The sequence below is a fragment of the Pseudomonas asplenii genome (assembly GCF_900105475.1).
GTDB lineage: Bacteria > Pseudomonadota > Gammaproteobacteria > Pseudomonadales > Pseudomonadaceae > Aquipseudomonas > Aquipseudomonas asplenii.
On record NZ_LT629777.1, the window covers coordinates 703,349 to 722,983 of the forward strand.

19 protein-coding genes are annotated in these 19,635 nt (G+C 61.5%); 8 read left to right on the forward strand and 11 right to left on the reverse strand.

Going from position 1 to position 19,635, the window contains the following annotated elements:
* Nucleotides 1–60 precede the first annotated feature (60 nt).
* Entirely contained in the window at nucleotides 61–1,602 is a 1,542-nt protein-coding gene (katB, locus tag BLU37_RS03225) for a catalase KatB (protein WP_010448506.1), read from the reverse strand.
* A 283-nt stretch (nucleotides 1,603–1,885) separates the two neighbouring features.
* Here katB and mscL point away from each other — a divergent pair, with 283 nt between their 5' ends.
* Entirely contained in the window at nucleotides 1,886–2,299 is a 414-nt protein-coding gene (gene mscL, locus BLU37_RS03230) for a large-conductance mechanosensitive channel protein MscL (RefSeq protein ID WP_090202237.1), read from the forward strand.
* Nucleotides 2,300–2,341: 42 nt separating this feature from the next.
* On the opposite strand, the gene BLU37_RS03235 is transcribed toward mscL, so the two are convergent.
* The gene (locus tag BLU37_RS03235) at nucleotides 2,342–3,118 is read right to left on the reverse strand and encodes a ferredoxin--NADP reductase (RefSeq protein WP_090202239.1); all 777 of its coding nucleotides are present in this window, start codon (nucleotides 3,116–3,118) and stop codon (nucleotides 2,342–2,344) included.
* Nucleotides 3,119–3,504: 386 nt separating this feature from the next.
* Here BLU37_RS03235 and BLU37_RS03240 point away from each other — a divergent pair, with 386 nt between their 5' ends.
* Entirely contained in the window at nucleotides 3,505–4,218 is a 714-nt protein-coding gene (locus BLU37_RS03240) for an autoinducer binding domain-containing protein (protein WP_232000460.1), read from the forward strand.
* Between the two features lie 155 nt (nucleotides 4,219–4,373).
* A complete protein-coding gene (locus BLU37_RS03245; protein WP_090202242.1) occupies nucleotides 4,374–5,498 on the forward strand; it encodes a methyltransferase in 1,125 nt (374 codons plus the stop codon).
* 144 nt (nucleotides 5,499–5,642) lie between these two features.
* Here BLU37_RS03245 and BLU37_RS03250 read toward each other — a convergent pair whose 3' ends face one another.
* From BLU37_RS03250 to BLU37_RS03260, 3 genes are read right to left on the reverse strand one after another with little or no spacing between them, the layout of a single operon-like run.
* Nucleotides 5,643–5,810: a DUF2474 domain-containing protein gene (locus tag BLU37_RS03250; RefSeq protein ID WP_010448497.1), complete on the reverse strand. Its 168-nt coding sequence runs from the start codon at nucleotides 5,808–5,810 to the stop codon at nucleotides 5,643–5,645.
* Nucleotides 5,811–5,864: 54 nt separating this feature from the next.
* Complete coding sequence (gene cydB / locus BLU37_RS03255) at nucleotides 5,865–6,872, reverse strand: cytochrome d ubiquinol oxidase subunit II (protein ID WP_010448495.1); 1,008 nt, start codon at nucleotides 6,870–6,872, stop codon at nucleotides 5,865–5,867.
* A 3-nt stretch (nucleotides 6,873–6,875) separates the two neighbouring features.
* Complete coding sequence (locus BLU37_RS03260; RefSeq protein ID WP_090202245.1) at nucleotides 6,876–8,315, reverse strand: cytochrome ubiquinol oxidase subunit I; 1,440 nt, start codon at nucleotides 8,313–8,315, stop codon at nucleotides 6,876–6,878.
* 370 nt (nucleotides 8,316–8,685) lie between these two features.
* Here BLU37_RS03260 and BLU37_RS03265 point away from each other — a divergent pair, with 370 nt between their 5' ends.
* Entirely contained in the window at nucleotides 8,686–9,921 is a 1,236-nt protein-coding gene (locus BLU37_RS03265) for an MFS transporter (protein WP_090202247.1), read from the forward strand.
* Between the two features lie 21 nt (nucleotides 9,922–9,942).
* Here BLU37_RS03265 and BLU37_RS03270 read toward each other — a convergent pair whose 3' ends face one another.
* Nucleotides 9,943–10,398, reverse strand: coding sequence for a DUF4879 domain-containing protein (locus tag BLU37_RS03270; protein WP_019363177.1), 456 nt, complete (start codon nucleotides 10,396–10,398; stop codon nucleotides 9,943–9,945).
* A gap of 228 nt (nucleotides 10,399–10,626) precedes the next feature.
* On the opposite strand from BLU37_RS03270, the gene BLU37_RS03275 reads away from it, so the two are divergent.
* Together BLU37_RS03275 and trmA are read left to right on the forward strand one after the other, a co-directional pair.
* Nucleotides 10,627–11,922: an NCS2 family permease gene (locus BLU37_RS03275; RefSeq protein ID WP_090202249.1), complete on the forward strand. Its 1,296-nt coding sequence runs from the start codon at nucleotides 10,627–10,629 to the stop codon at nucleotides 11,920–11,922.
* Nucleotides 11,919–12,998, forward strand: coding sequence for a tRNA (uridine(54)-C5)-methyltransferase TrmA (gene trmA, locus BLU37_RS03280; protein ID WP_090202252.1), 1,080 nt, complete (start codon nucleotides 11,919–11,921; stop codon nucleotides 12,996–12,998). The genes BLU37_RS03275 and trmA overlap by 4 nt, the downstream gene beginning before the upstream one ends.
* A 68-nt stretch (nucleotides 12,999–13,066) precedes the next feature.
* Here the strand turns inward: trmA and BLU37_RS03285 are convergent, their stop codons facing one another.
* Genes BLU37_RS03285 through BLU37_RS03295 form a run of 3 tightly spaced genes read right to left on the reverse strand, consistent with a single transcriptional unit; the run spans nucleotide 13,067 to nucleotide 16,016 of the window.
* Nucleotides 13,067–13,906 (reverse strand): amidohydrolase family protein, encoded by an 840-nt coding sequence (locus BLU37_RS03285; RefSeq protein ID WP_172832997.1) that lies wholly within the window; start codon nucleotides 13,904–13,906, stop codon nucleotides 13,067–13,069.
* 55 nt (nucleotides 13,907–13,961) lie between these two features.
* Nucleotides 13,962–15,242: an MFS transporter gene (locus tag BLU37_RS03290; RefSeq protein WP_090202257.1), complete on the reverse strand. Its 1,281-nt coding sequence runs from the start codon at nucleotides 15,240–15,242 to the stop codon at nucleotides 13,962–13,964.
* Between the two features lie 42 nt (nucleotides 15,243–15,284).
* Complete coding sequence (locus BLU37_RS03295; protein ID WP_019361411.1) at nucleotides 15,285–16,016, reverse strand: GntR family transcriptional regulator; 732 nt, start codon at nucleotides 16,014–16,016, stop codon at nucleotides 15,285–15,287.
* Between the two features lie 281 nt (nucleotides 16,017–16,297).
* Here BLU37_RS03295 and aroQ point away from each other — a divergent pair, with 281 nt between their 5' ends.
* Both aroQ and BLU37_RS03305 read left to right on the forward strand, forming a co-directional pair.
* Nucleotides 16,298–16,747, forward strand: coding sequence for a type II 3-dehydroquinate dehydratase (gene aroQ, locus BLU37_RS03300; protein WP_019361410.1), 450 nt, complete (start codon nucleotides 16,298–16,300; stop codon nucleotides 16,745–16,747).
* Nucleotides 16,744–17,598 carry a shikimate dehydrogenase gene (locus tag BLU37_RS03305; RefSeq protein ID WP_090202259.1) on the forward strand — a complete coding sequence of 285 codons (855 nt, stop codon included), beginning with the start codon at nucleotides 16,744–16,746 and terminating at the stop codon, nucleotides 17,596–17,598. The genes aroQ and BLU37_RS03305 overlap by 4 nt, the downstream gene beginning before the upstream one ends.
* Nucleotides 17,599–17,730: 132 nt before the next feature.
* Here the strand turns inward: BLU37_RS03305 and BLU37_RS03310 are convergent, their stop codons facing one another.
* Both BLU37_RS03310 and BLU37_RS03315 read right to left on the reverse strand, forming a co-directional pair.
* The gene (locus tag BLU37_RS03310; protein WP_090202261.1) at nucleotides 17,731–19,002 is read right to left on the reverse strand and encodes a type II toxin-antitoxin system HipA family toxin; all 1,272 of its coding nucleotides are present in this window, start codon (nucleotides 19,000–19,002) and stop codon (nucleotides 17,731–17,733) included.
* Entirely contained in the window at nucleotides 18,999–19,523 is a 525-nt protein-coding gene (locus tag BLU37_RS03315) for a helix-turn-helix domain-containing protein (RefSeq protein ID WP_029532718.1), read from the reverse strand. Before BLU37_RS03315 ends, BLU37_RS03310 begins: the two co-directional genes overlap by 4 nt.
* Between the last annotated feature and the right edge of the window lie 112 nt (nucleotides 19,524–19,635).

A 19,635-nucleotide genomic window follows, 5' to 3' on the forward strand; every position in this document is an offset into this window, starting at 1 on the left:
GGTTGTCCCAGCCCACTTCATGGCAGGTGCCATGAAGTGGGCTGGCTTTCACACGGCAGGTCAGTCGGTCAGTTTCGCCGCCAGCGCCTTGACTCGCGCCAGGTCGCCCTTGGCGACCTGGGTCACGCCCGTGCCGTACTCGGGATCGGCCTTGTAGAGGAACGACAGCATGATGTGCTTGCTCTCGTCGTCGGTATCGGCCAGCGAACCACCGAAGTTCTCGATCAGGTCCTGTTTCTCCTTCTTGCTGTAGGAGCGATACAGGTCTCCGGCCTGCTTGAAGTTCTGCTCACGCTGGATCTTCGCCTGTTGGGTGCTGCCCGACAGGGCCAACTGGCTGTAGCGCGCCGACTGTTGCTCGTCGCGGGGCATCAGGCGACTCGGCTGGTAGTTCACGCCGCTGCTGCTGTGCCCGCTGTTCATCACGCCATCCTGATTGCCGTTGTTCACTGCCACAAGCGGTGCGTTGATCGGCAGTTGCAAGGCATTCGGGCCCAGGCGGTACATCTGGGTATCGGCATAGGAGAACACCCGTCCCTGCAGCAGACGATCCTCGGATGGTTCGATGCCCGGCACCAGGTTCGCCGGCGCCATGGCCACCTGCTCGGTCTCCTGGAACACGTTGGCCGGGTTGCGATCGAGCACCATCTGACCGACCTTGCGCTCCGGCACACCGGGCCAGATCTTGGTCGCATCGAGCGGGTCGAAGTCGAACTTGCCCAAGTCCTGCGGCGTCAGCACCTGGACATACAGATCCCACTTGGGAAACTGGCCCTTGTTGATATGGCTGACCAGATCATGGGTCATGTGGCTGTAGTCACGCCCCTGCACCTCGACGACCTGTTTCGGATCGAGGTTGCGGATGCCCTGCAGGCTCTTCCAATGGAACTTGACGTAGTGGACTTCGCCCTTGGCGTTGATCAGCTTGTAGGCATGCACGCCGTTGCCGTCCATCTCCCGATAGCTGGCGGGGGTGCCGGAGTCGGAATACAGCTCGGTCAGGGTGCGTGTGGCTTCAGGCACATGGGAGAAGAAATCGAAGCGCCGCGAATCGTCGTCCAGGTTGGTGCGTGGGTCCGGTTTGAAGGCATGGACCATGTCCGGGAACTTGATGGCATCACGGATGAAGAAGGTCGGGAAGTTGTTCCCCACCAGGTCCCAGTTGCCGTCGGCGGTATAGAACTTGGTGGCGAAACCCCGCGGGTCGCGCAGGGTTTCCGGGGAGTGGTTACCGTGCACCACGGCCGAGAAGCGCACGAATACCGGGGTTTTCTCGCCAGCGGCAAAGACCTTGGCCTTGGTCAGGTCGCTCAGGTCGTCGGTCACGGTGAACGTGCCATGGGCCCCGGTACCACGGGCATGCACCACCCGCTCGGGGATACGTTCGCGATCGAAACGCTGCAATTTCTGGATCAGTTGCACGTCCTGCAGCAACACCGGCCCGGTGGCGCCGGCGGTCTGCGAATTCTGGTTATCACCTACCGCCGCACCGTTGTCACGGGTCAGCGTAGCGGCATGGACAGAAAGGGAAAGCAGGCTGGCGGTCAAAATACCCAGCACGCGCCGAGTGGGAATAGCTCCCGGAACAGGAGTGATCTGCATGTCGGAATCCTCGAGATTTTGTTATGCGCATCCAGGTGCGCTCGACAAAGGCTAGAGATCGATTCAACAAATTCTAAATAGAAAAGCTCAAAGACCCCGATTGAAAAATTCGACGGGGCAAAACGCTTCAGGAGGCGTATTTCGCGCGATTGGTGGCACTTTGCAAACTTATTGCCGGGCAACAGGTCGATTAAGCAGGAAGTGTAGAGCCCGGCATGGAGCAAGATGCTCGAGGCTGAATTACACTGCGTTCACTCCACTCATCTGTAACAAGGAATAACCTATGGGCGTGCTCAGTGAGTTCAAGGCCTTCGCGGTCAAGGGCAATGTGGTCGACATGGCGGTGGGTATCATCATCGGCGCGGCCTTCGGCAAAATCGTCTCGTCCTTCGTCGGCGATGTGGTGATGCCACCGATTGGCCTGCTGATCGGCGGGGTGGACTTCAGCAACCTGGCGATTACCCTCAAGGCCGCCGAAGGCAATACGCCAGCGGTGGTCATGGCCTATGGCAAGTTCATCCAGACCTGCATCGACTTCCTGATCGTCGCCTTCGCCATCTTCATGGGGGTCAAGGCCATCAACCGCCTGAAGCGCGAGGAAGCCGTGGCGCCAAGCGCGCCGCCGGTACCGAGCCGTGAAGAAACCCTGCTGGGCGAAATCCGTGATCTGCTCAAGGCCCAGAGCGAGAAGCCCTGAGCGGCTTCTACCCGCCAACGGCGCCTGCTGGGCGCCGTTTTTCTACCAGTAGTTTTCCACCGCCACCTGGCCCGGGCGACGACTCAGGCTCAGCTGCATATCGCGCTGCTTGAGCACCTGGCGGGTGTCGTCGATCATCTGCGGGTTGCCGCAGATCATCACCCGCGAATACGCGGGGTCCAGTGCCACTCCGGCGGCCTGCTCCAACTGGCCATTTTCGATCAACTGCGGGATACGCCCGGCCAACGCCCCTGGCACCGCCTCACGGGTGACGATGGGCACAAAACGCAGCTTGTGGGCCTGCTCGGCCAGGTAATCGCGCTCAGCCAGTCCGGCAATCAGTTCGCGATAGGCCAGTTCGCCCGCGTGCCGCACGCTATAGACCAGCAGAATCCGCTCGAAGCGCTCCCACACCTCGAAGTCCTGCAGAATCGACAGGAACGGCGCGACCCCGGTGCCCGTGGCCAGCAGCCAGAGATCGCGCCCATCGACAAAACGATCGAGGGTCAGATAGCCCACCGACTGGCGCTCGATCAACAGCGAGTCACCGACCTTCAGACGACTCAGTTCACTGGTGAACTCCCCTCCCGGGACAACGATGGAAAAGAACTCGAGAAATTCGTCGTGGGGCGAGGACACCATCGAATAGGCCCGCCAGACTACACTGCCATCAGCCTTGGTCACGCCCAGGCGCGCGAACTGACCGGCACGAAAACGGAACCCGGCATCGCGCGTGGTCCGCAGGGTGAACAGGCTCGGAGTCAGCGGACAAACCTCGAGCAAGGTCTGCCGGGTAAATTTTTCGGCACTGGCGGTCATTGCACGCTCCCTCGAAAATAGGTGGCCAGTGTCTCGCAAAGCCGGCGACAGAAACACCGGCGATTTGTAGTGGTATAAGTTTTTTGAAAAAACATATACAAAACAATAAAAAAGTACAGCAACTAAGTAAAACATATAGTTACGAAGATATACCGATCGCAATCCAACAGATCACGCCTCACTTCAGCCACTTTTCCAACTCGCATAAAAGCACAAAACAACCGCACCGGGCCTAATGATATTAGGCACGACGCGATAACCGCAGCCCTTGAAAGTCGATAAAAATATCAGCGCAATATAAAAAAACCACACCCCACTCAAGAATTTTCCTACACTATCCGAGCACGTTGAGTTCAACGAATATTGCGTCAAGGAAGGGTATCTCAATGGAGAACTGGCAGGATAATCAACTGCACCAGCTCATGAGTGAAAAAGAAGAACAGGCAGTCTTCAATGCGGTTTTCAATCTGGCAGGGCAAATACGCTTCAGCTTCGTATCATTCAGAGTCAGCAGCTTATTAGGAGGCACTCAACCGAACACAGCATCTTTCAATAACTATCCAGCAGAATGGAATGCATGTTATCAACGTAACAACTACCTTGCCGTCGACCCTCTAGTCACGCACTGCCACAACTCGGTTTTCCCGATCCTGTGGGTACCTGATACGTTCAGGAACACCCCGGCATTGTGGCGTGACATGCAGGCTCATGGTCTCAACCACGGCTGGTCGCAGTCAGTCCATGATATTCGCGGTATTGTCAGCACCCTGAGTCTTTCCCGAACCTGCGAGCCCATCACGTCCAACGAGTTCTACTCCAAGACAGGTCATGTGTTGTGGCTGTGCAATTGGTTGCATTCGTTCATGGCGCAACGGTTGGTCACTTCCTCCCCGCCGCCCAGCAGCCATCCGCTTTCGCCCCGGGAAACCGAGATCCTGCAGTGGACGGCAGAAGGCAAGACCGCTGCCGAGATTGCCAACATCCTCAATCTGACCACGCGTACCGTAGGTTTCCACATGAGTACCATCATGAGAAAACTCGGCGTGAGCAACAAGGCCTCGGCGGTACTGCGCGCGGCCAAATCCGGACTGCTGTACTGATTCATAGCTCCTCTCCAGGCAGAAGGATCTGCCACCTAAACACGCAACAGGCAATCTGCTCGAAACCCACGTAAAATCCTTCTCCTGCCATACCGTTGCCCATTGCGCACAGCGCTTCAAGGCAACCGTGAACCGTCCCCCAGAGCCCGTGTCCCATGCCCCTGCTAGAAAGCCCGTTCGCCCATCTCGACCTGATACGCCAGCCTGAACAACAGGGCGAACCCTTGCAGGCGTTCGACGCGGCCGATCAATACCTGCTCGACCACCTGGCCGGACAAGGCGTCTCGCACGACACCCGAGTACTGGTGCTCAATGACAGTTTCGGCGCTCTGGCCGCCAGCCTGGAAGGCCATGTGCAACTCACCAGCAGCGGCGATTCGTTCCTCGCCGCACTCGGCCTGGAAAAGAACCTGGCACGCAACGGCAAGACCTTCGACGCGGTTCGTCATGTTCCGGCCAGCGAAGCGCTGGTCGGCCCGTTCGATCGGGTACTGATCCGTGTGCCCAAGACCCTCGCACTGCTGGAAGAACAGCTGATTCGTCTGCAGGGACAACTGGCCCCCGGCGCCCAGGTAATCGCCGGCGCCATGATCAAGCACCTGCCCCGGGCGGCAGGCGACCTGCTGGAGCGTTATGTCGGTACCGTGCAGGCCTCGCTGGCGGTGAAGAAGGCCCGCCTGCTGGTGGCAACCGCCGAGCCCCGCGCTACGCTCCCATCGCCCTACCCGACGCGCTATCGGCTCGACCGGCCGGCGATCGAACTGCTCAACCATGCCAACGTGTTCTGCCGTGACGGTCTGGACATCGGCACCCGCGCCTTCCTCCCGCACCTGCCCGAAAACCTCGGCACGGCCCGCGTTGCCGATCTCGGTTGCGGCAACGGCGTGCTGGCGATTGCCAGCGCCCTGCAGAACCCGCAGGCCCAGTACACGCTGGTGGACGAATCGTTCATGGCGGTGCAATCGGCGCGGGAAAACTGGCAGGCCATCCTTGGCGAACGTGAGGTGATCGTTCGCGCCGGCGACGGCCTGGCCGGGCAGGCGCCGCAGTCGCTGGATGTGGTGCTGTGCAACCCGCCCTTCCATCAGCAGCAGGTGGTCGGCGATTTCCTCGCCTGGCGGATGTTCCAGCAGGCGCGGGATGCGCTGGTGGTCGGTGGTTCGCTGTACATCGTCGGCAATCGCCACCTGGGCTATCACAGCAAGCTGGCGCGGCTGTTCCGCGGTGTCGAGCAAGTGGCGGCGACGCCGAAATTCGTGGTGCTGAAGGCCCGCAAGTAAACGCCGACCATTGCAGGAGCCTGGCTTGCCAGCGAAAGCGACCTCATGGGCGCTAAAAGCTTCGCTGGCAAGCCAGGCTCCTACAGAAGGTTCCCGAATCAGGCTTTTACAGAGAAGGCTCGCGCAGAATAAAGCGTCAGCCGGTCAGTGGGTGGTCAGCCCGGCCGCGCTCATGAACAGGCGCATCAGGCTGGCAACCACGAACAACGCCAGCACACTCCCCGCCCAGATCATCGCCAGCCAGCCCAGGCGCTGCCACAGCGGTTTCTTCTCGGCCTGCTCGATTTCCTGCAACGAATGCTTGCCGCTCATAGCCGGTTCCTCCTCGTCGAAACGGCGGCCCCCAGAGACGAGGGCCACTGGTAACTAGTGATAACCATCCTCGTGGGTCACCTTGCCGCGGAACACGTAGTAGCTCCAGAAGGTGTAGCCCAGGATGAACGGGATGATGAACAGCGTCCCCACCAGCATGAAACCCTGGCTCTGCGGCGGCGCGGCGGCATCCCAGATCGAGATCGACGGCGGAATGATATGCGGCCACAGGCTGATGCCCAGCCCGCTGTAGCCGAGGAAGATCAGCACCAGGGTCAGCAGGAACGGCGTGTAGTGCGCATTGCGCGCCACCGCGCGGATCAGCCCGTACAGCGTGACCAGCACCAGGATCGGCACCGGCAGGAACCAGAACAGGTTCGGCAGGGTGAACCAGCGTGCCGCAATCTCGGCATGGGTCAGCGGGGTCCAGAGACTGACGACACCGATCACCGCCAGCAGCACGAATGCCAGCGGCCGTGCCAGATCGTGCATCCGCTCCTGCAACTTGCCTTCGGTTTTCATGATCAGCCAGGTGCAGCCGAGCAAGGCATAAGCTATTACCAGCGCCACACCGCAGAACAGCGTGAACGGGGTCAGCCAGTCCAGCGAACCGCCAGCGAATTGCCGGTCGACCACCTTGATCCCGTCGATGAACGCCCCCAACGCCACGCCCTGGAAGAAGGTCGCGGCGATCGAGCCGCCGATGAACGCCTTGTCCCAGATATGCCGCTTGTCGTCCTTGGCCTTGAAGCGGAACTCGAACGCCACGCCACGAAAGATCAGTCCGATCAGCATGAAGATCAGCGGCAGGTACAACGCCGACAGCACCACCGCATAAGCCAGCGGGAAGGCCCCGAACAGCGCTGCACCGCCGAGCACCAGCCAGGTTTCGTTGCCGTCCCAGACCGGGGCCACGGTGTTCATCATCACATCGCGGTCGCTCTTGCCCTTGATGAAGGGAAAGAGAATGCCGATGCCCAGGTCGAAACCATCCATGACCACGTACATCATGATGCCGAAGATGATGATCACGGCCCAGATCAGCGGAAGATCAATACCCATGATTCAATTCCCCTTGTTCAGGCTGTCGCCTTGGCCGGTTTCACTGTCTTCATCGGCCGCGGAAAGCGGACGGGCCGGAGTCCGTTGCTGGCCAGGACCACCAGGGTTGGATTCTGCACCTTCATGGGTCTTGGGCCCCTTGCGAACCAGGCGCATCATGTAGCCCAGGCCGGCCCCGAACAGTGAGAAATACACCACGACGAACAGCACCAGGGTGATGCTCATCTGCATGACGCTGTGCCCCGAGGAGGCATCCGCCGTGCGCATCAGCCCATAGACCACCCAAGGCTGGCGCCCGATTTCCGTGGTGAACCAGCCAGCCAGGATCGCGATCAGTCCCGAGGGCCCCATCCACAAGGCCAGGTGGAGGAACATACGGTTTTCGTAGAGGCGATCACGTCTGCGCAACCACAGCGCCCACACGCCGGTGAAGATCATCAGGAAACCCAGGCCGACCATGACCCGGAACGACCAGAACACGATGGTCGAATTCGGCCGATCCTCGGGCGGGAACTCCTTGAGGGCCGGCACCTGCTTGTCCAGGGTGTGGGTCAGGATCAGGCTGCCCAGGTAGGGAATCTCCACGGCGAAGCGGGTCTTCTCGGCCTTCATGTCCGGCCAACCGAACAGGATCAGCGGGGTCGGCTCGTTACCGACGTTTTCCCAGTGCCCTTCGATGGCGGCGATTTTCGCCGGCTGGTGCTTGAGCGTATTGAGACCATGGAAGTCGCCGATCACCGCCTGGATCGGCGCGACAATCAACGCCATCCACATGGCCATCGACAACATCGTGCGAATCGCCGGGTTATCACGCCCACGCAGCAGGTGCCAGGCGGCCGAGGAACCGACGAAAAAGGCCGTCGCCACGAATGCCGCAGTGGCCATGTGCATCAGCCGATAAGGGAAGGAGGGGTTGAACACCACCGCCAGCCAGTCCACCGGAATCACCCGGCCGTCGATGATTTCGTAGCCCTGGGGAGTCTGCATCCAACTGTTGGAAGAGAGAATCCAGAACGTCGAAATCAGGGTGCCGATCGCCACCATCACGGTGGAAAAGAAGTGCAACCCACGACCGACCTTGTTCCAACCGAACAGCATGACACCGAGGAAACCGGCCTCAAGGAAGAACGCGGTCAGCACCTCGTAGGTCAGCAGCGGTCCGGTGACCGAGCCGGCGAAGTCCGAGAAACGGCTCCAGTTGGTGCCGAACTGATAGGCCATGACCAGCCCGGAGACCACTCCCATGCCGAAGTTGACGGCAAAGATCTTCGACCAGAAATGGTAGAGATCGCGGTAAGTGTCGTTACGCGTTTTCAGCCACAGGCCCTCGAGCACCGCCAGGTAGCTCGCCAGGCCAATGGTGATGGCCGGGAACAGGATATGGAAGGAAACGGTGAATGCGAACTGGATTCGGGCGAGATCGAGTGCCTCTAAACCGAACATACGTTTTCCTCTGTCAGGTAATACCGGCTGTCGGCCAGCAGGCCCAGCCACTGTCCCCACGGATATGGAGTACGACGGGTTCGGATTCGTTCTTTTTTTCAACCCATCGCAACGCAGGGAGTCGCAACCCGATCAATACCGCAAGGCAATTGATCTGGATCAATCAACGCTGAAAGAGTAGTCCCATTCCGACGACCGGGTGGCGTGGTCGGTTGCCGCGCGACAGGTTGTCTCAGGAGCAGAGGGCAACGGCTCGGCAAAAATCCGCCGCCCGGGAAAATCAGGCGGGTGCGTCATGAACAGCTCAGCAACCTTTTGTTACATCAGAATGATAATCTGCCCCTTTCATCCGCCCAGGCGAGCCCTCCCGATGTCCACCGAGACACCCTTGCTGCTGCGTCATCACCGCCCCTTCCTCGCGTTCTGGCTGGCCCGGATCTTCACCGCCAGCGGCTTCCAGATGCTCACCGTGGCCATTGGCTGGAACCTCTACCAGTTGACCGGCAATGTGCTCGACCTGGGCCTGGTCGGGCTGGTGGAGTTCGCACCGCGGGTCTTGTTCATGCTGCACACCGGGCACGTCGCCGATCGCTACGACCGGCGCAAGGTCGCCGCGTTGTGCCAGACCCTGCAGGCGCTGATCGCGCTGAGCCTGGCGATCGGCAGCCTGACCGATCAGGTCAGTCGCGAGATGATCTTCATCCTCGCGTTCCTGCTCGGCGGCGCCCGCTCCTTCGAAATGCCCACTACCCAGGCGCTGCTGCCATCTATCGTGCCGGCGACGTTATTTCCCCGCGCGGTGGCCGCTGCCCAGTCGGCGCAGCAACTGGCGACCATCGTCGCGCCGGCCGTCGGCGGTCTGCTGTATGCATTCGGCAGTGTGTGGGTCTATGGACCGACGGTTGCGCTGTACGTCATTTCCTGTCTGCTGATGCTCAACCTGCCAGCACGGCAGACGCCGTTGAACAAGGCCAAGGCCACCCTCGATTCACTGCTGGCGGGGATTCGTTTCATCCGCAGCCGCCCGGACATACTCGGTGCCATCTCTCTGGATCTGTTCGCGGTCCTGCTCGGCGGTGCCACCGCGCTGTTGCCGGTATTTGCCAAGGACATCCTGCTGACCGGCGCCTGGGGCCTGGGCCTGCTGCGCTCGGCGCCGGCGGTCGGCGCGCTGCTGATGTCATTGTGGCTGGCGCGCTTCCCGGTGGAACGCAAGGTCGGACGCATCATGTTCACCGCCGTCGGGGTGTTCGGTGTCGCGACCATCGCCTTCGGCCTGTCGACCTCGTTCTGGTTCTCGCTGGCCGTGCTGGTGGTACTCGGCGCCGCGGACATGATCAGCATGGTGATCCGCGCCTCGTTCGTGCAGTTGGAAACCCCCGACGAAATGCGCGGCCGGGTCAGCGCGGTGAACGGCCTGTTCATCGGTGCGTCCAATCAACTGGGTGAGTTCGAGTCGGGGCTGACCGCCCACTGGTTCGGCACCGTGCCCGCCGTGGTGCTGGGCGGAATCGGCACCCTGGTGGTGACCGGGACCTGGATGAAGCTGTTCCCGACCCTCGCCAACCGCGACCGCATGCATGAACGCCAGCCCGAAAACGCCTGATACGTGGGTTCCGGACGGCGATCAGTTGATCTCGATGGTCGCAGTCATCGTCCGTACCGGCATCGTCAGTGAGCGGTCGCTGAAACTGAAGGTGCCTTGCTGCAGGCCCTGCAGGTCGTAGATATAGCTATAGCCCACCACCGCGCCGCCGCTGCACGGCACGAACGGCTTGTTGAAGTCACACAGGGAATAGCGCTGGCTGTAATTGAGCGGCGTGCCATTGAATGTAGCCCCCGGTGCACGGCCGTAACCAAGCTCGACCACGGTCACCGTGATGTTCGGCCCGCGATGGACGTTCTGTGTACGCTGGCGTCCGTCAGAAACATCCTCGATGATTCCCTGCGACGCCACTGTGTAGATCGCCACGCCTTTCAAGGCCGCCGCCGGCGCCGCTTGCAACGGCCCGATGGCCGCCAGCGAGAGTAGGCCGGCGCAGAGCAGCCGACCCATGGCACGGCAATTGCTGACTGATTTCATACTTCTCCCTCTTTCCGTGCCGAGAGTATGCCTCAGCGGGCGGTTTTCGGAGTAGTTCGTGCACAGTCGCGGCGAAATGGGCGGTTCAACAGCCGTCCCTATTGCGCCATTCGGCTGGTATCATAGACGGTTTTTCCCACAGCCAAATTTCATCAGGCCATCAGCGTCTGTGCCTGGCTGTCGGGACCGATTCATTCGAGGCGCCGAAAGCGCCATTGGGGAGCAGAGATGCTGGAAAGGCTGTTTCAACTCAAGGCACACAATACGAATGTGCGCACCGAGATTCTCGCGGGCGTCACGACCTTCCTGGCAATGGCCTACATCCTGTTCGTCAACCCGAGCATTCTCGGTGAAACCGGCATGGACAAGGGCGCGGTCTTTGTCGCAACCTGCCTGGCCGCCGCCATCGGCTCGACCGTGATGGGCCTGATCGCCAACTACCCGATCGCCCTCGCCCCGGGCATGGGCCTGAACGCCTTCTTCACCTACACCGTGGTTCTGCACATGGGCCACACCTGGCAGGTGGCGCTGGGCGCGGTGTTCATCTCGGCGGTGTGTTTCTTCCTGCTGTCGATCTTCCGCATCCGCGAGTGGATCATCAACAGCATCCCGCTGCCGCTGCGTTCGGCGATCGCCGCCGGTATCGGCCTGTTTCTGGCGCTGATCGCCCTGCATAACGCCGGTATCGTCGTCGGCAACCCGGCGACCATGGTCGGCCTCGGCGACCTCAAGCAACCGGCACCGATCCTCGCCACCCTGGGCTTTGCCGTGATCGTCGCCCTGGATGCGCTGAAAGTCCGTGGCGCCGTGCTGATCGGTATCCTCGGCGTGACCATCGTCTCGATCCTGATGGGCTTCAGCCCGTTCGGCGGCATTATCTCGGCCCCGCCCTCGCTGGCACCGACCTTCATGCAGCTGGACATCAAGGGCGCCCTGGATATCGGCCTGGTCAGCGTGATCTTCGCCTTCCTGTTCGTCGATCTGTTCGACAACTCCGGCACCCTGATCGGCGTCGCCAAGCGCGCCGGACTGATGGGCAAGGACGGCCACATGCCGAAAATGGGCCGCGCACTGATTGCCGACAGCACCGCCGCCATGGCCGGCTCGCTGCTGGGCACCTCGACCACCACCAGCTACATCGAGTCGGCAGCGGGCGTCAGCGCCGGCGGCCGCACCGGCCTGACCGCCATCGTGGTCGCCATCCTGTTCCTGCTGGCGCTGTTCTTCTCGCCACTGGCCGGTAGCGTGCCCGCCTTCGCCACCGCCCCGGCCTTGCTGTTCGTCGCCGTGCTGATGGCCTCGGGCCTGGCGGAAATCAACTGGGAAGACATCACCGAGGCCGCGCCCGTGGTGGTCACTACCCTGGCGATGCCGTTCACCTACTCCATCGCCAACGGCATCGCCTTCGGTTTCATTGCCTGGACCGCGATCAAGCTGCTGTCCGGTCGTGGCCGCGAGCTGAACCCGGCGCTGGTGATTCTGTCGATTCTGTTTGTGATCAAGTTGGGTTGGTTCAACGCATGACTTTCGATTCCACCACTTACACCGCCCAGCTCAACGACAAGGTCGCGCGCCTGCGCGACCTGCTGGCGCCGTTCGATGCGCCCGAGCCGAAGGTCTTCGACTCGCCGCTGCAACACTTCCGCCTGCGCGCCGAATTCCGCCTGTGGCGCGAAGCCGGCGAGCGCCACTACGCGATGTTTGCCCAGGACGACAAGCGCACGCCGATCCTGATCGAGCAGTTCCCGATCGCCAGCCTGCGCATCAATGAACTGATGCCAAAGCTCAAGGCCGCCTGGCAAGCCAGCGCACCACTGAGCCACAAACTGTTCCAGGTGGAGTTCCTGACCACCCTGGCCGGCGACGCGATGATCACCCTGTGTTATCACCGCCCGCTGGATGAACAGTGGCAAACCGCCGCCGAGCAACTGGCCGCCGACCTCGGCGTCAGCATCATCGGCCGTTCCAAGGGCAAACGTGTGGTGATCGGCCACGATTACGTGGTGGAGCAGTTCGAGATCGCCGGGCGCACCTTCAGCTACCGGCAACCGGAAGGCGCCTTCACCCAGCCCAACGGCACGCTGAACCAGAAAATGCTCAACTGGGCCTATGAAGCCCTGGGCCAGCGTTCGGACGACCTGCTGGAGCTGTATTGCGGCAACGGTAACTTCACCCTGCCGCTGGCGACCCGGGTGCGCAAGGTGCTGGCCACCGAGATCAGCAAGACCTCGGTCAACGCCGCCCTGAGCAACCTCGACGAAAATGCCGTGGACAACGTGACCCTGGTGCGGCTGTCGGCCGAGGAACTGACCGAGGCGCTGAACGATGTACGGCCATTCCGCCGCCTGCAGGGCATCGACCTGAAGAGCTACCAGTTCGGCAGCGTCTTCGTCGACCCGCCCCGCGCCGGCATGGACCCGGACACCTGCGAGCTGACCCGGCGCTTCGACAACATCCTGTACATCTCCTGCAATCCCGAGACCCTGGCGGCGAACATCGCGCAACTGCACGACACCCACCGCATCGAACGCTGCGCGCTGTTCGATCAGTTCCCCTGGACCCACCACATGGAATCCGGGGTCCTGCTGACCCGCCGCTGAACTCCACACTGGTGGGAGCCGGCTTGCTGGCGATGGCGCCTAGTCAGCCAGCAGAGATGTAAACTGAGTTACGCCTGAGCGAAACCGAACAACTGCGCCGCCGTATCGCACAGCAGATGCTGACGCAACGGCGGTGCACAGGCCAGGCGACGCAGGCGCTCGAACTCGCTGGCGAAACTCACCTCCTGCTCATGCTGGGTATGCGGCCAGTCGCTGCCCCATAGCAGGCGATCCGGCCCCAGGCTCTGCAGCATCAGCGACAGGGCCTTTTCCGCAAAGTGCAGGTTTTGCTCCGGAGCCCCTCCCAGCCGATAGATACCCGAGACCTTGATCCACAAGCGCCCGCTCTCTCCCAGCTCAAGCAAGCGGGCGAAGGCCGGCTGCTCGGCACCGAGTCGCGCATCGGGACGGCCGAAGTGATCGACCACCACCTTGCAACCCATCGCCAGCAATGGCTGGACCAATCCCGGCAGATCCGCCAATGGGCGATGCAACTCGACATGCCAGTCCAACTGCCGCAAGTGCTGGAAAAAACGCTGCCACGTCGATTCGGCGAAGTCCGGTAACGGCTGCCCCATCAGGTTAAGGCGCACGCCTGTCACGCCAAGCGCGGCCATCCGCTGCAACGTGTCGAAGGCGATATCGCGCTCGACCACCACCACTCCGCGCAGCCGCTCGGGAGCCAGCTGCAACGCGGCCAGCAGGTAACTGTTGTCGGTACCGAGGAAACTCGGCTGCACCAACACGCCGTGGCTCAGGCCGTTTTCTTCCAGCCGCGCCAGATAGTCCGCCAGGGTGGCGTCATAATCCGGCGCATAGCGGCGCACTGCCGCCAGGCCCAGACCTCGTTCGAAGACATGGGCGTGGGCATCGATGCCGCTGATCGGCAATGGGCAAGTCTCGGACATGGAACTCATCTATAAACTCAAGAGCCCCGCCTTGCAGGGCGGGGCGAATAGGGAATCAATGGGACAGTTGGGCTGCGTCCTTGCCGGACTCGGCCGGCGATGCGCTCTCCTGCAGATTGCGCCCACGGGTTTCCGGCAACATCAGCGCCGCCAGCACCGCCACGCCATACGCAATGCCGGCATCGATACCGATGGCCGAACCGAGCGACATCGACTCGCTCATATGCCCGACCATGAACGGGAACACCGCCGACAGCACCCGGCCAAAGTTGTAGCAGAAGCCCACGCCAGCCCCGCGCACGTCCGCCGGGTACAGCTCGTTGAAGAACGAACCCAGGCTGGCCGGGATACCGGCAGCGAAGAAGCCGAGGGGGAAACCGAGGAACAGCATCTGCGCATTGCTCAGCGGCAGGAACAGATAGCACTGCACCGTGATCACGCAGCAGCAGGCAAAGAGCAGGATATTCTTGCGCCGACCGATGCGGTCCAGCAGCATCCCGCTGACCACGCAGCCGAACCAGAACGCGACGATGATCACCGCCAGATAGCCGCCGGAACTCAATACCGACAGATTGCGCTCGGTCTTGAGGAAGGTCGGCAGCCAGGTCATTACCGCGTGATAACCGCCATGGGCGCCGAGGCCGAGAAGGCCGCCGAGCAGCGTGACACGTAGCAGCTCAGGACGGAAGATCGCCGCCATCGACGCCAGCAGGCTGCGCTCGCGAGCCTTGGCCTGGCGCTGACCGGCATCCGGCTCGACCACGCTGCGCCGTACATAGATCACCAGCAGCGCCGGCAGCAGGCCGACCAGGAACATCACGCGCCAGGCCATGGCCTCGGGCACAAAGCTGTAGACCAGGGTGAAGACTCCGACTGCCGCTCCCCAGCCAACCGCCCAGGCGCTCTGCACCGCGCCCATCACCTTGCCGCGATAACGCGACTGGATGGTCTCGGCCATCAGCACCGCACCTGCGGCCCACTCACCGCCGATGCCGAAGCCCTGCAACGCCTTGACGATCAGCAACTGGTTGAAGCCGGTGACAAAGGCCGAGAGAAAGGTGAACAGCGAGAACCAGAGGATCATCCACTGCAAGGTCCGCACCCGGCCATAACGGTCGGACAAGGTCCCGCCGAGCCAGCCGCCAATGGCCGAGGTGACCAGCGTGACGCCGCTGATCATGCCGGCCTCGCCCTTGCTCAGGGCGAAGGCGGCGATCAGCGCCGGGATCGCCAGGCCGAACATTTGCACTTCCAGTGCATCCAGGGACCAGCCGCCAAAGCAGGCCCAGAACGTCTTGCGTTCCCTTGAAGTGATGTCGCGGTACCAACTGAACATGATTTCTTATCCTTATAGACAAACGGGGAGCCCGATCGGGGCTCAGCGAATCTCGACGCTGTAGCGGAAGTGGCTGGCATGGCCACGGGAGCGACGCCATTCCAGCGGCCGGCCGGCGTAATCGCGGGCCAGCCGCTCGATCACCACCACCGGGCTGTCGGGCTCGATCTGTAACAGCCGGGCATGCACCTCGCCCACCGCTTCGGCGGTCAGGCTCTCTTCGGCGCAGGCAACGACCTGGCCGCAAAGTGTTTCGTAGATGGGGTAGAGCAGCGGACCCTGCTGGTCGAGGTCGACGGTCAGCAACGCCTGGAATGGCGCCTTGGGCAACCAGATTTCCTCGGCCAGCACCGGCGTGCCTTCGAGCAGACGCAGGCGGACCAAGCGGATCACTTCAGCCTCGGGCGGCAGTCCCAGGACCTGACTGACCGCCGACGGCGCGGGCAACGAATCGATGGTCAGAATCCGGCTTTGGGGCAGTTGGCGCTCACCGGCCAGGTTCTGGAAGCGGAAGAAGCGGAACAGCGAAGACTGGAACTGCGGTCGACGGATGAAGGTGCCACGCCCCTGATGGCGTTCGAGCATGCCCTCCTCCACCAGCTTGTCGATGGCTTTACGCACGGTACCGATGGACAATTGGTACTCGCCGGCCAGCACCGCCTCGGTGGGTATCGCCTCACCGGGGCGCCAGCGGTTATTGGCGATCTGCCGGGCGAGTTCGTCGCGCAGGCGTTGATAGAGCGGAAGACGTTCGTCGCTGGAGAGGGCATTCATTTTTATAATCATCCAGTCATCTATATGAATTTTTACCGAGTATTCTCCCTGGATGAAAAAGCGTCAAGTACATGCTGTGAGTGGCCCCCTGCCCGGCTGCGCAATAGCGCTCAGTCCACGCCCACGTCATCAAGAACTGTCCGCTGATCGAACACTAAAACATCACGGCCTTCCCTGACCTCTGTCGTTCATTTGACTTGGATTAACCAGTTAGTACATTTTATTCTTACAGACCCGATTGCCTTGCGGTCCAAGCCAAAAACAACAATGGAGACTTGCCCATGCCCCCTATCGTGCTGGTGCTCAACGGCCCCAATCTGAACCTGCTGGGAACCCGTGAACCGGCGACCTACGGCCATGAAACCCTGGCCGACCTCTCCGCCTTGTGCGGACGCACGGCCGCCGAACTGGGCCTGACCGTGGAGTTCCGCCAGACCAACCATGAGGGCGAACTGCTCGACTGGATTCATGCGGCCCGCGGCCGCTGCGCCGGCATCATCATCAACCCGGCCGGCTGGACCCACACCTCGGTGGCGATTCGTGACGCGCTGGTGGCCAGTGAGCTGCCAGTAATCGAGGTCCACCTGTCCAACGTCCATGCCCGCGAACCGTTCCGTCATCATTCATTCGTTTCCGCTATCGCCAAGGCGGTGATGTGCGGCTTCGGCAGCCACGGCTACCGCCTGGCGCTCGACTATTTCAGCCAGACGCTCAAGGGAGCGAAGCCATGAGCCGCAACACCCCCACCGCCATATTGGCCGGGCTGATCGGCGCCGGCATCCAGGCCTCGCGCACACCCGCCATGCACGAACGCGAAGGCGATGCCCAGGGGCTACGCTATCTGTATCGACTGATCGACCTGGACCCGCTGCAACTGGACGTCAACGCCCTGCCCGAGCTGCTGCAAGCCGCCGAACGCATGGCCTTCACCGGGTTGAACATCACCTTCCCGTGCAAACAGGCGATCATTCCGCTGCTCGACGAGCTGTCCGCCGAGGCCCGAGGCATTGGCGCGGTCAATACGGTGGTATTCAAGGACGGCAAACGGATCGGCCACAATACCGACTGCCTGGGCTTCGCTGAAGGTTTTCGCCGTGGCCTGAAAGGGGTTGCCGTGGAGCGCGTGGTCCAGATGGGTGCTGGCGGTGCGGGCGCGGCGGTTGCCCACGCGCTGCTCGGCGAAGGCGTGAAACAACTGACTATTTTCGACGTGGACACCGAACGGGCCCAGAGCCTGGCGGACAACCTCAACCAGCATTTCGGCGCCAGCCGGGCCAGCGCCGGCAGCGACCTGCCAAGCGCCATGGCGGCGGCCGATGGCCTGGTCAACACCACGCCGATGGGCATGGCCAAGCTACCCGGCATGCCGGTCCCGCTGGAATTGCTGCGGGGGCAATTGTGGGTCGCGGAAATCGTCTACTTCCCGCTGGAAACCGAACTGCTGCGCAACGCCCGAGCCCTGGGCTGCCGCACGCTGGATGGAGGGAACATGGCGGTGTTCCAGGCGGTCAAGGCGTTCGAACTGTTCAGCGGCGTCACGCCGGACTCACAGCGGATGCTGGAGCACTTTCAGAGTTTTTAAAGCTCATTAGGTGAGCCGACCGGGGGAAAAGGCCCCGGCATACGCAAAGGTGTCCCGCGCGCAGCCCTGTTATACGAATGAACAGGCACAAAAAAAGCGCCTGCCTCTGGATGGTGGCGCTTGTGCGCCCGTCTAATGGGTCGCCAATCGGAATGCCGGCGCCATATGGTCCTGCTCTCGTTTCGACAGACCCAACGCATCCGCCACCAAAGGCCATTGCCGGACCACGTCCTGAAAGTCACTGATGATGTCTTCGGCATCATCACGCCGTACGCGAAAATACCCGGCTACTTCCCGCGCAAGCTCGAGGTCCAGAGCATTGTCTGCGTCGGTGATATTGAGCTTCAGACCATCAGCGTGGGGAACTGGATTCAAGTCATAAGCCGGGGACAATCTCCAGCCTCGACCCGGCTCAAGGATAAAGCCATGGTTGCGAAGGTGATCGTCCGTATTGGAAACCAGGATGTTGAAGACAATCCGCGACCATAACTCACGAAGATCCGCATTCGTTTGCGCCCCCTCCCTGATCAGTACCTCGGCCAATTCCAGATAGCTTGCGCCCACCGCCCCATCATCACCGTCAACCCGATCAGTCAGGGTCATGGCCGAGGCAAAGTGCAGGCGACCTCCCGTGTCAGTTCGATCAAAACGCTTGACCATGAAACAGTGATGATCGCTGGCAAACCTATGTGCCATGCCGCTAGCCATACGCAAACCACAACTGTCACCCAGTGCATTGACCACCATTTCCCAACCGCCGACATCGTGGTCATCGCGTATGCTGGGAAACTTCGCGATCCAGAGATGGCCGTCATCGTCGACGACACTGGCTTTTGGCCTGGCTCCGCCCAAGGATCCGCCAGGAGCAATCAACATTCGCAGCCAGTCTCCCCCTTCGGCGGCGTTATTGCCCGAGTCCGCTTCCAAGGCACGGCTGGCCCGCTCCAGTGCTCGCAGTTGCACAAAAGGAGGAGCAGCAACACCTTCGCGATCATCCAGAAACAGGCCTTCATCATTGAGCCTGTAGCGAATGGCACCCACCCGGTAGCGGTCATGAACGCCGAGCAGGAAATCAGACTCATGAAGTTTGCTCCCCTTGGGGGCCAGCCCTTCACGAATATCCCGCTCCAGACGGCGCTTCATCAATAACTGACCCCAGCGGTCCGGGCTGGAATCGGCAAACATGCCAAACCGGCTCTGGTGCGGACCTGGGTACTGGGGCCCTTCGAAGAAACCAATACGAGGGTCCAGGGGGATAACGTTCAAGTCAGGATCGCTCAATGCTCCTCGATCATGCTCGAACTCGAACACATCGGTGGCCCTCGTTCTCCTGACATGCAACACACCCAGGCGCCTGGGGCCAGCCAACCCTTCCCAATCGGCATACACAGCAATCTCAGTCATTCGTCACCTGTCACAGGTTTGCGTCCTGGCCTTTTCGCCAGAGTGCTGGATAGCTTCTTCGAGACCAATTGGGATAGCGATTGTGTGTTGCTGGAAAATTCAAACGGTTGCGCCTGCAGGTAAGGCGGGGGGGACTCCTGCACTACCTCCATCTGACTCGCCGAGACGGGCGGTACGTCTGAGCGCATCGGACGAGAAACACTGCGCGGCTTGCCACTCCCCGCGCGCCCTGGCCGGGATAGCTGAGCATCCTGCAGGTGACGACCAACATCGTCCGCTGCCGCAACCTTGCTCAGATCCCTTTCCAACCCAAGTACCTGCATCACCGAAAGGTAGGCCCCGATAGTCACGCCGGGGCCACCAGACTCCAGGGAACGCAAGGTCATCAAGGACATGCCGGCACGCTCGGCAACCTGCTTGGCGGTCAGTTTGCGCCGCAAACGGGCAAGCTTGAGCCGTTCCCCAAGGTCGGAGAGCAGTTGAGCCGTGGCTGGCAGCAACGGCGCAGTTTTTTTGGCCATGGTGCTAATATTCCTTCACTTTCCAGCTATAAAAGCCAGAATAATAGCACTCAATGAAAGCAGCAGTCGCCAGACCTGACGATAGGCGCTCAGCCGGTGGCGTAACTCAAGG

Bases quoted from the DNA above. Each gene is read 5' to 3' on its own strand.
- BLU37_RS03275 (WP_090202249.1), top strand. From the start codon at position 10,627: ATGCTGGAAAGGCTGTTTCAACTCAAGGCACACAATACGAATGTGCGC.
- cydB (WP_010448495.1), bottom strand. From the start codon at position 6,872: ATGGGTATTGATCTTCCGCTGATCTGGGCCGTGATCATCATCTTCGGC.
- BLU37_RS03310 (WP_090202261.1), bottom strand. From the start codon at position 19,002: ATGACTGAGATTGCTGTGTATGCCGATTGGGAAGGGTTGGCTGGCCCC.
- BLU37_RS03245 (WP_090202242.1), top strand. From the start codon at position 4,374: ATGCCCCTGCTAGAAAGCCCGTTCGCCCATCTCGACCTGATACGCCAG.
- BLU37_RS03235 (WP_090202239.1), bottom strand. From the start codon at position 3,118: ATGACCGCCAGTGCCGAAAAATTTACCCGGCAGACCTTGCTCGAGGTT.
- katB (WP_010448506.1), bottom strand. From the start codon at position 1,602: ATGCAGATCACTCCTGTTCCGGGAGCTATTCCCACTCGGCGCGTGCTG.
- BLU37_RS03305 (WP_090202259.1), top strand. From the start codon at position 16,744: ATGAGCCGCAACACCCCCACCGCCATATTGGCCGGGCTGATCGGCGCC.
- BLU37_RS03260 (WP_090202245.1), bottom strand. From the start codon at position 8,315: ATGTTCGGTTTAGAGGCACTCGATCTCGCCCGAATCCAGTTCGCATTC.
- aroQ (WP_019361410.1), top strand. From the start codon at position 16,298: ATGCCCCCTATCGTGCTGGTGCTCAACGGCCCCAATCTGAACCTGCTG.
- BLU37_RS03315 (WP_029532718.1), bottom strand. From the start codon at position 19,523: ATGGCCAAAAAAACTGCGCCGTTGCTGCCAGCCACGGCTCAACTGCTC.
- BLU37_RS03240 (WP_232000460.1), top strand. From the start codon at position 3,505: ATGGAGAACTGGCAGGATAATCAACTGCACCAGCTCATGAGTGAAAAA.
- BLU37_RS03250 (WP_010448497.1), bottom strand. From the start codon at position 5,810: ATGAGCGGCAAGCATTCGTTGCAGGAAATCGAGCAGGCCGAGAAGAAA.
- BLU37_RS03295 (WP_019361411.1), bottom strand. From the start codon at position 16,016: ATGAATGCCCTCTCCAGCGACGAACGTCTTCCGCTCTATCAACGCCTG.
- BLU37_RS03265 (WP_090202247.1), top strand. From the start codon at position 8,686: ATGTCCACCGAGACACCCTTGCTGCTGCGTCATCACCGCCCCTTCCTC.
- BLU37_RS03285 (WP_172832997.1), bottom strand. From the start codon at position 13,906: ATGTCCGAGACTTGCCCATTGCCGATCAGCGGCATCGATGCCCACGCC.
- BLU37_RS03270 (WP_019363177.1), bottom strand. From the start codon at position 10,398: ATGAAATCAGTCAGCAATTGCCGTGCCATGGGTCGGCTGCTCTGCGCC.
- trmA (WP_090202252.1), top strand. From the start codon at position 11,919: ATGACTTTCGATTCCACCACTTACACCGCCCAGCTCAACGACAAGGTC.
- mscL (WP_090202237.1), top strand. From the start codon at position 1,886: ATGGGCGTGCTCAGTGAGTTCAAGGCCTTCGCGGTCAAGGGCAATGTG.
- BLU37_RS03290 (WP_090202257.1), bottom strand. From the start codon at position 15,242: ATGTTCAGTTGGTACCGCGACATCACTTCAAGGGAACGCAAGACGTTC.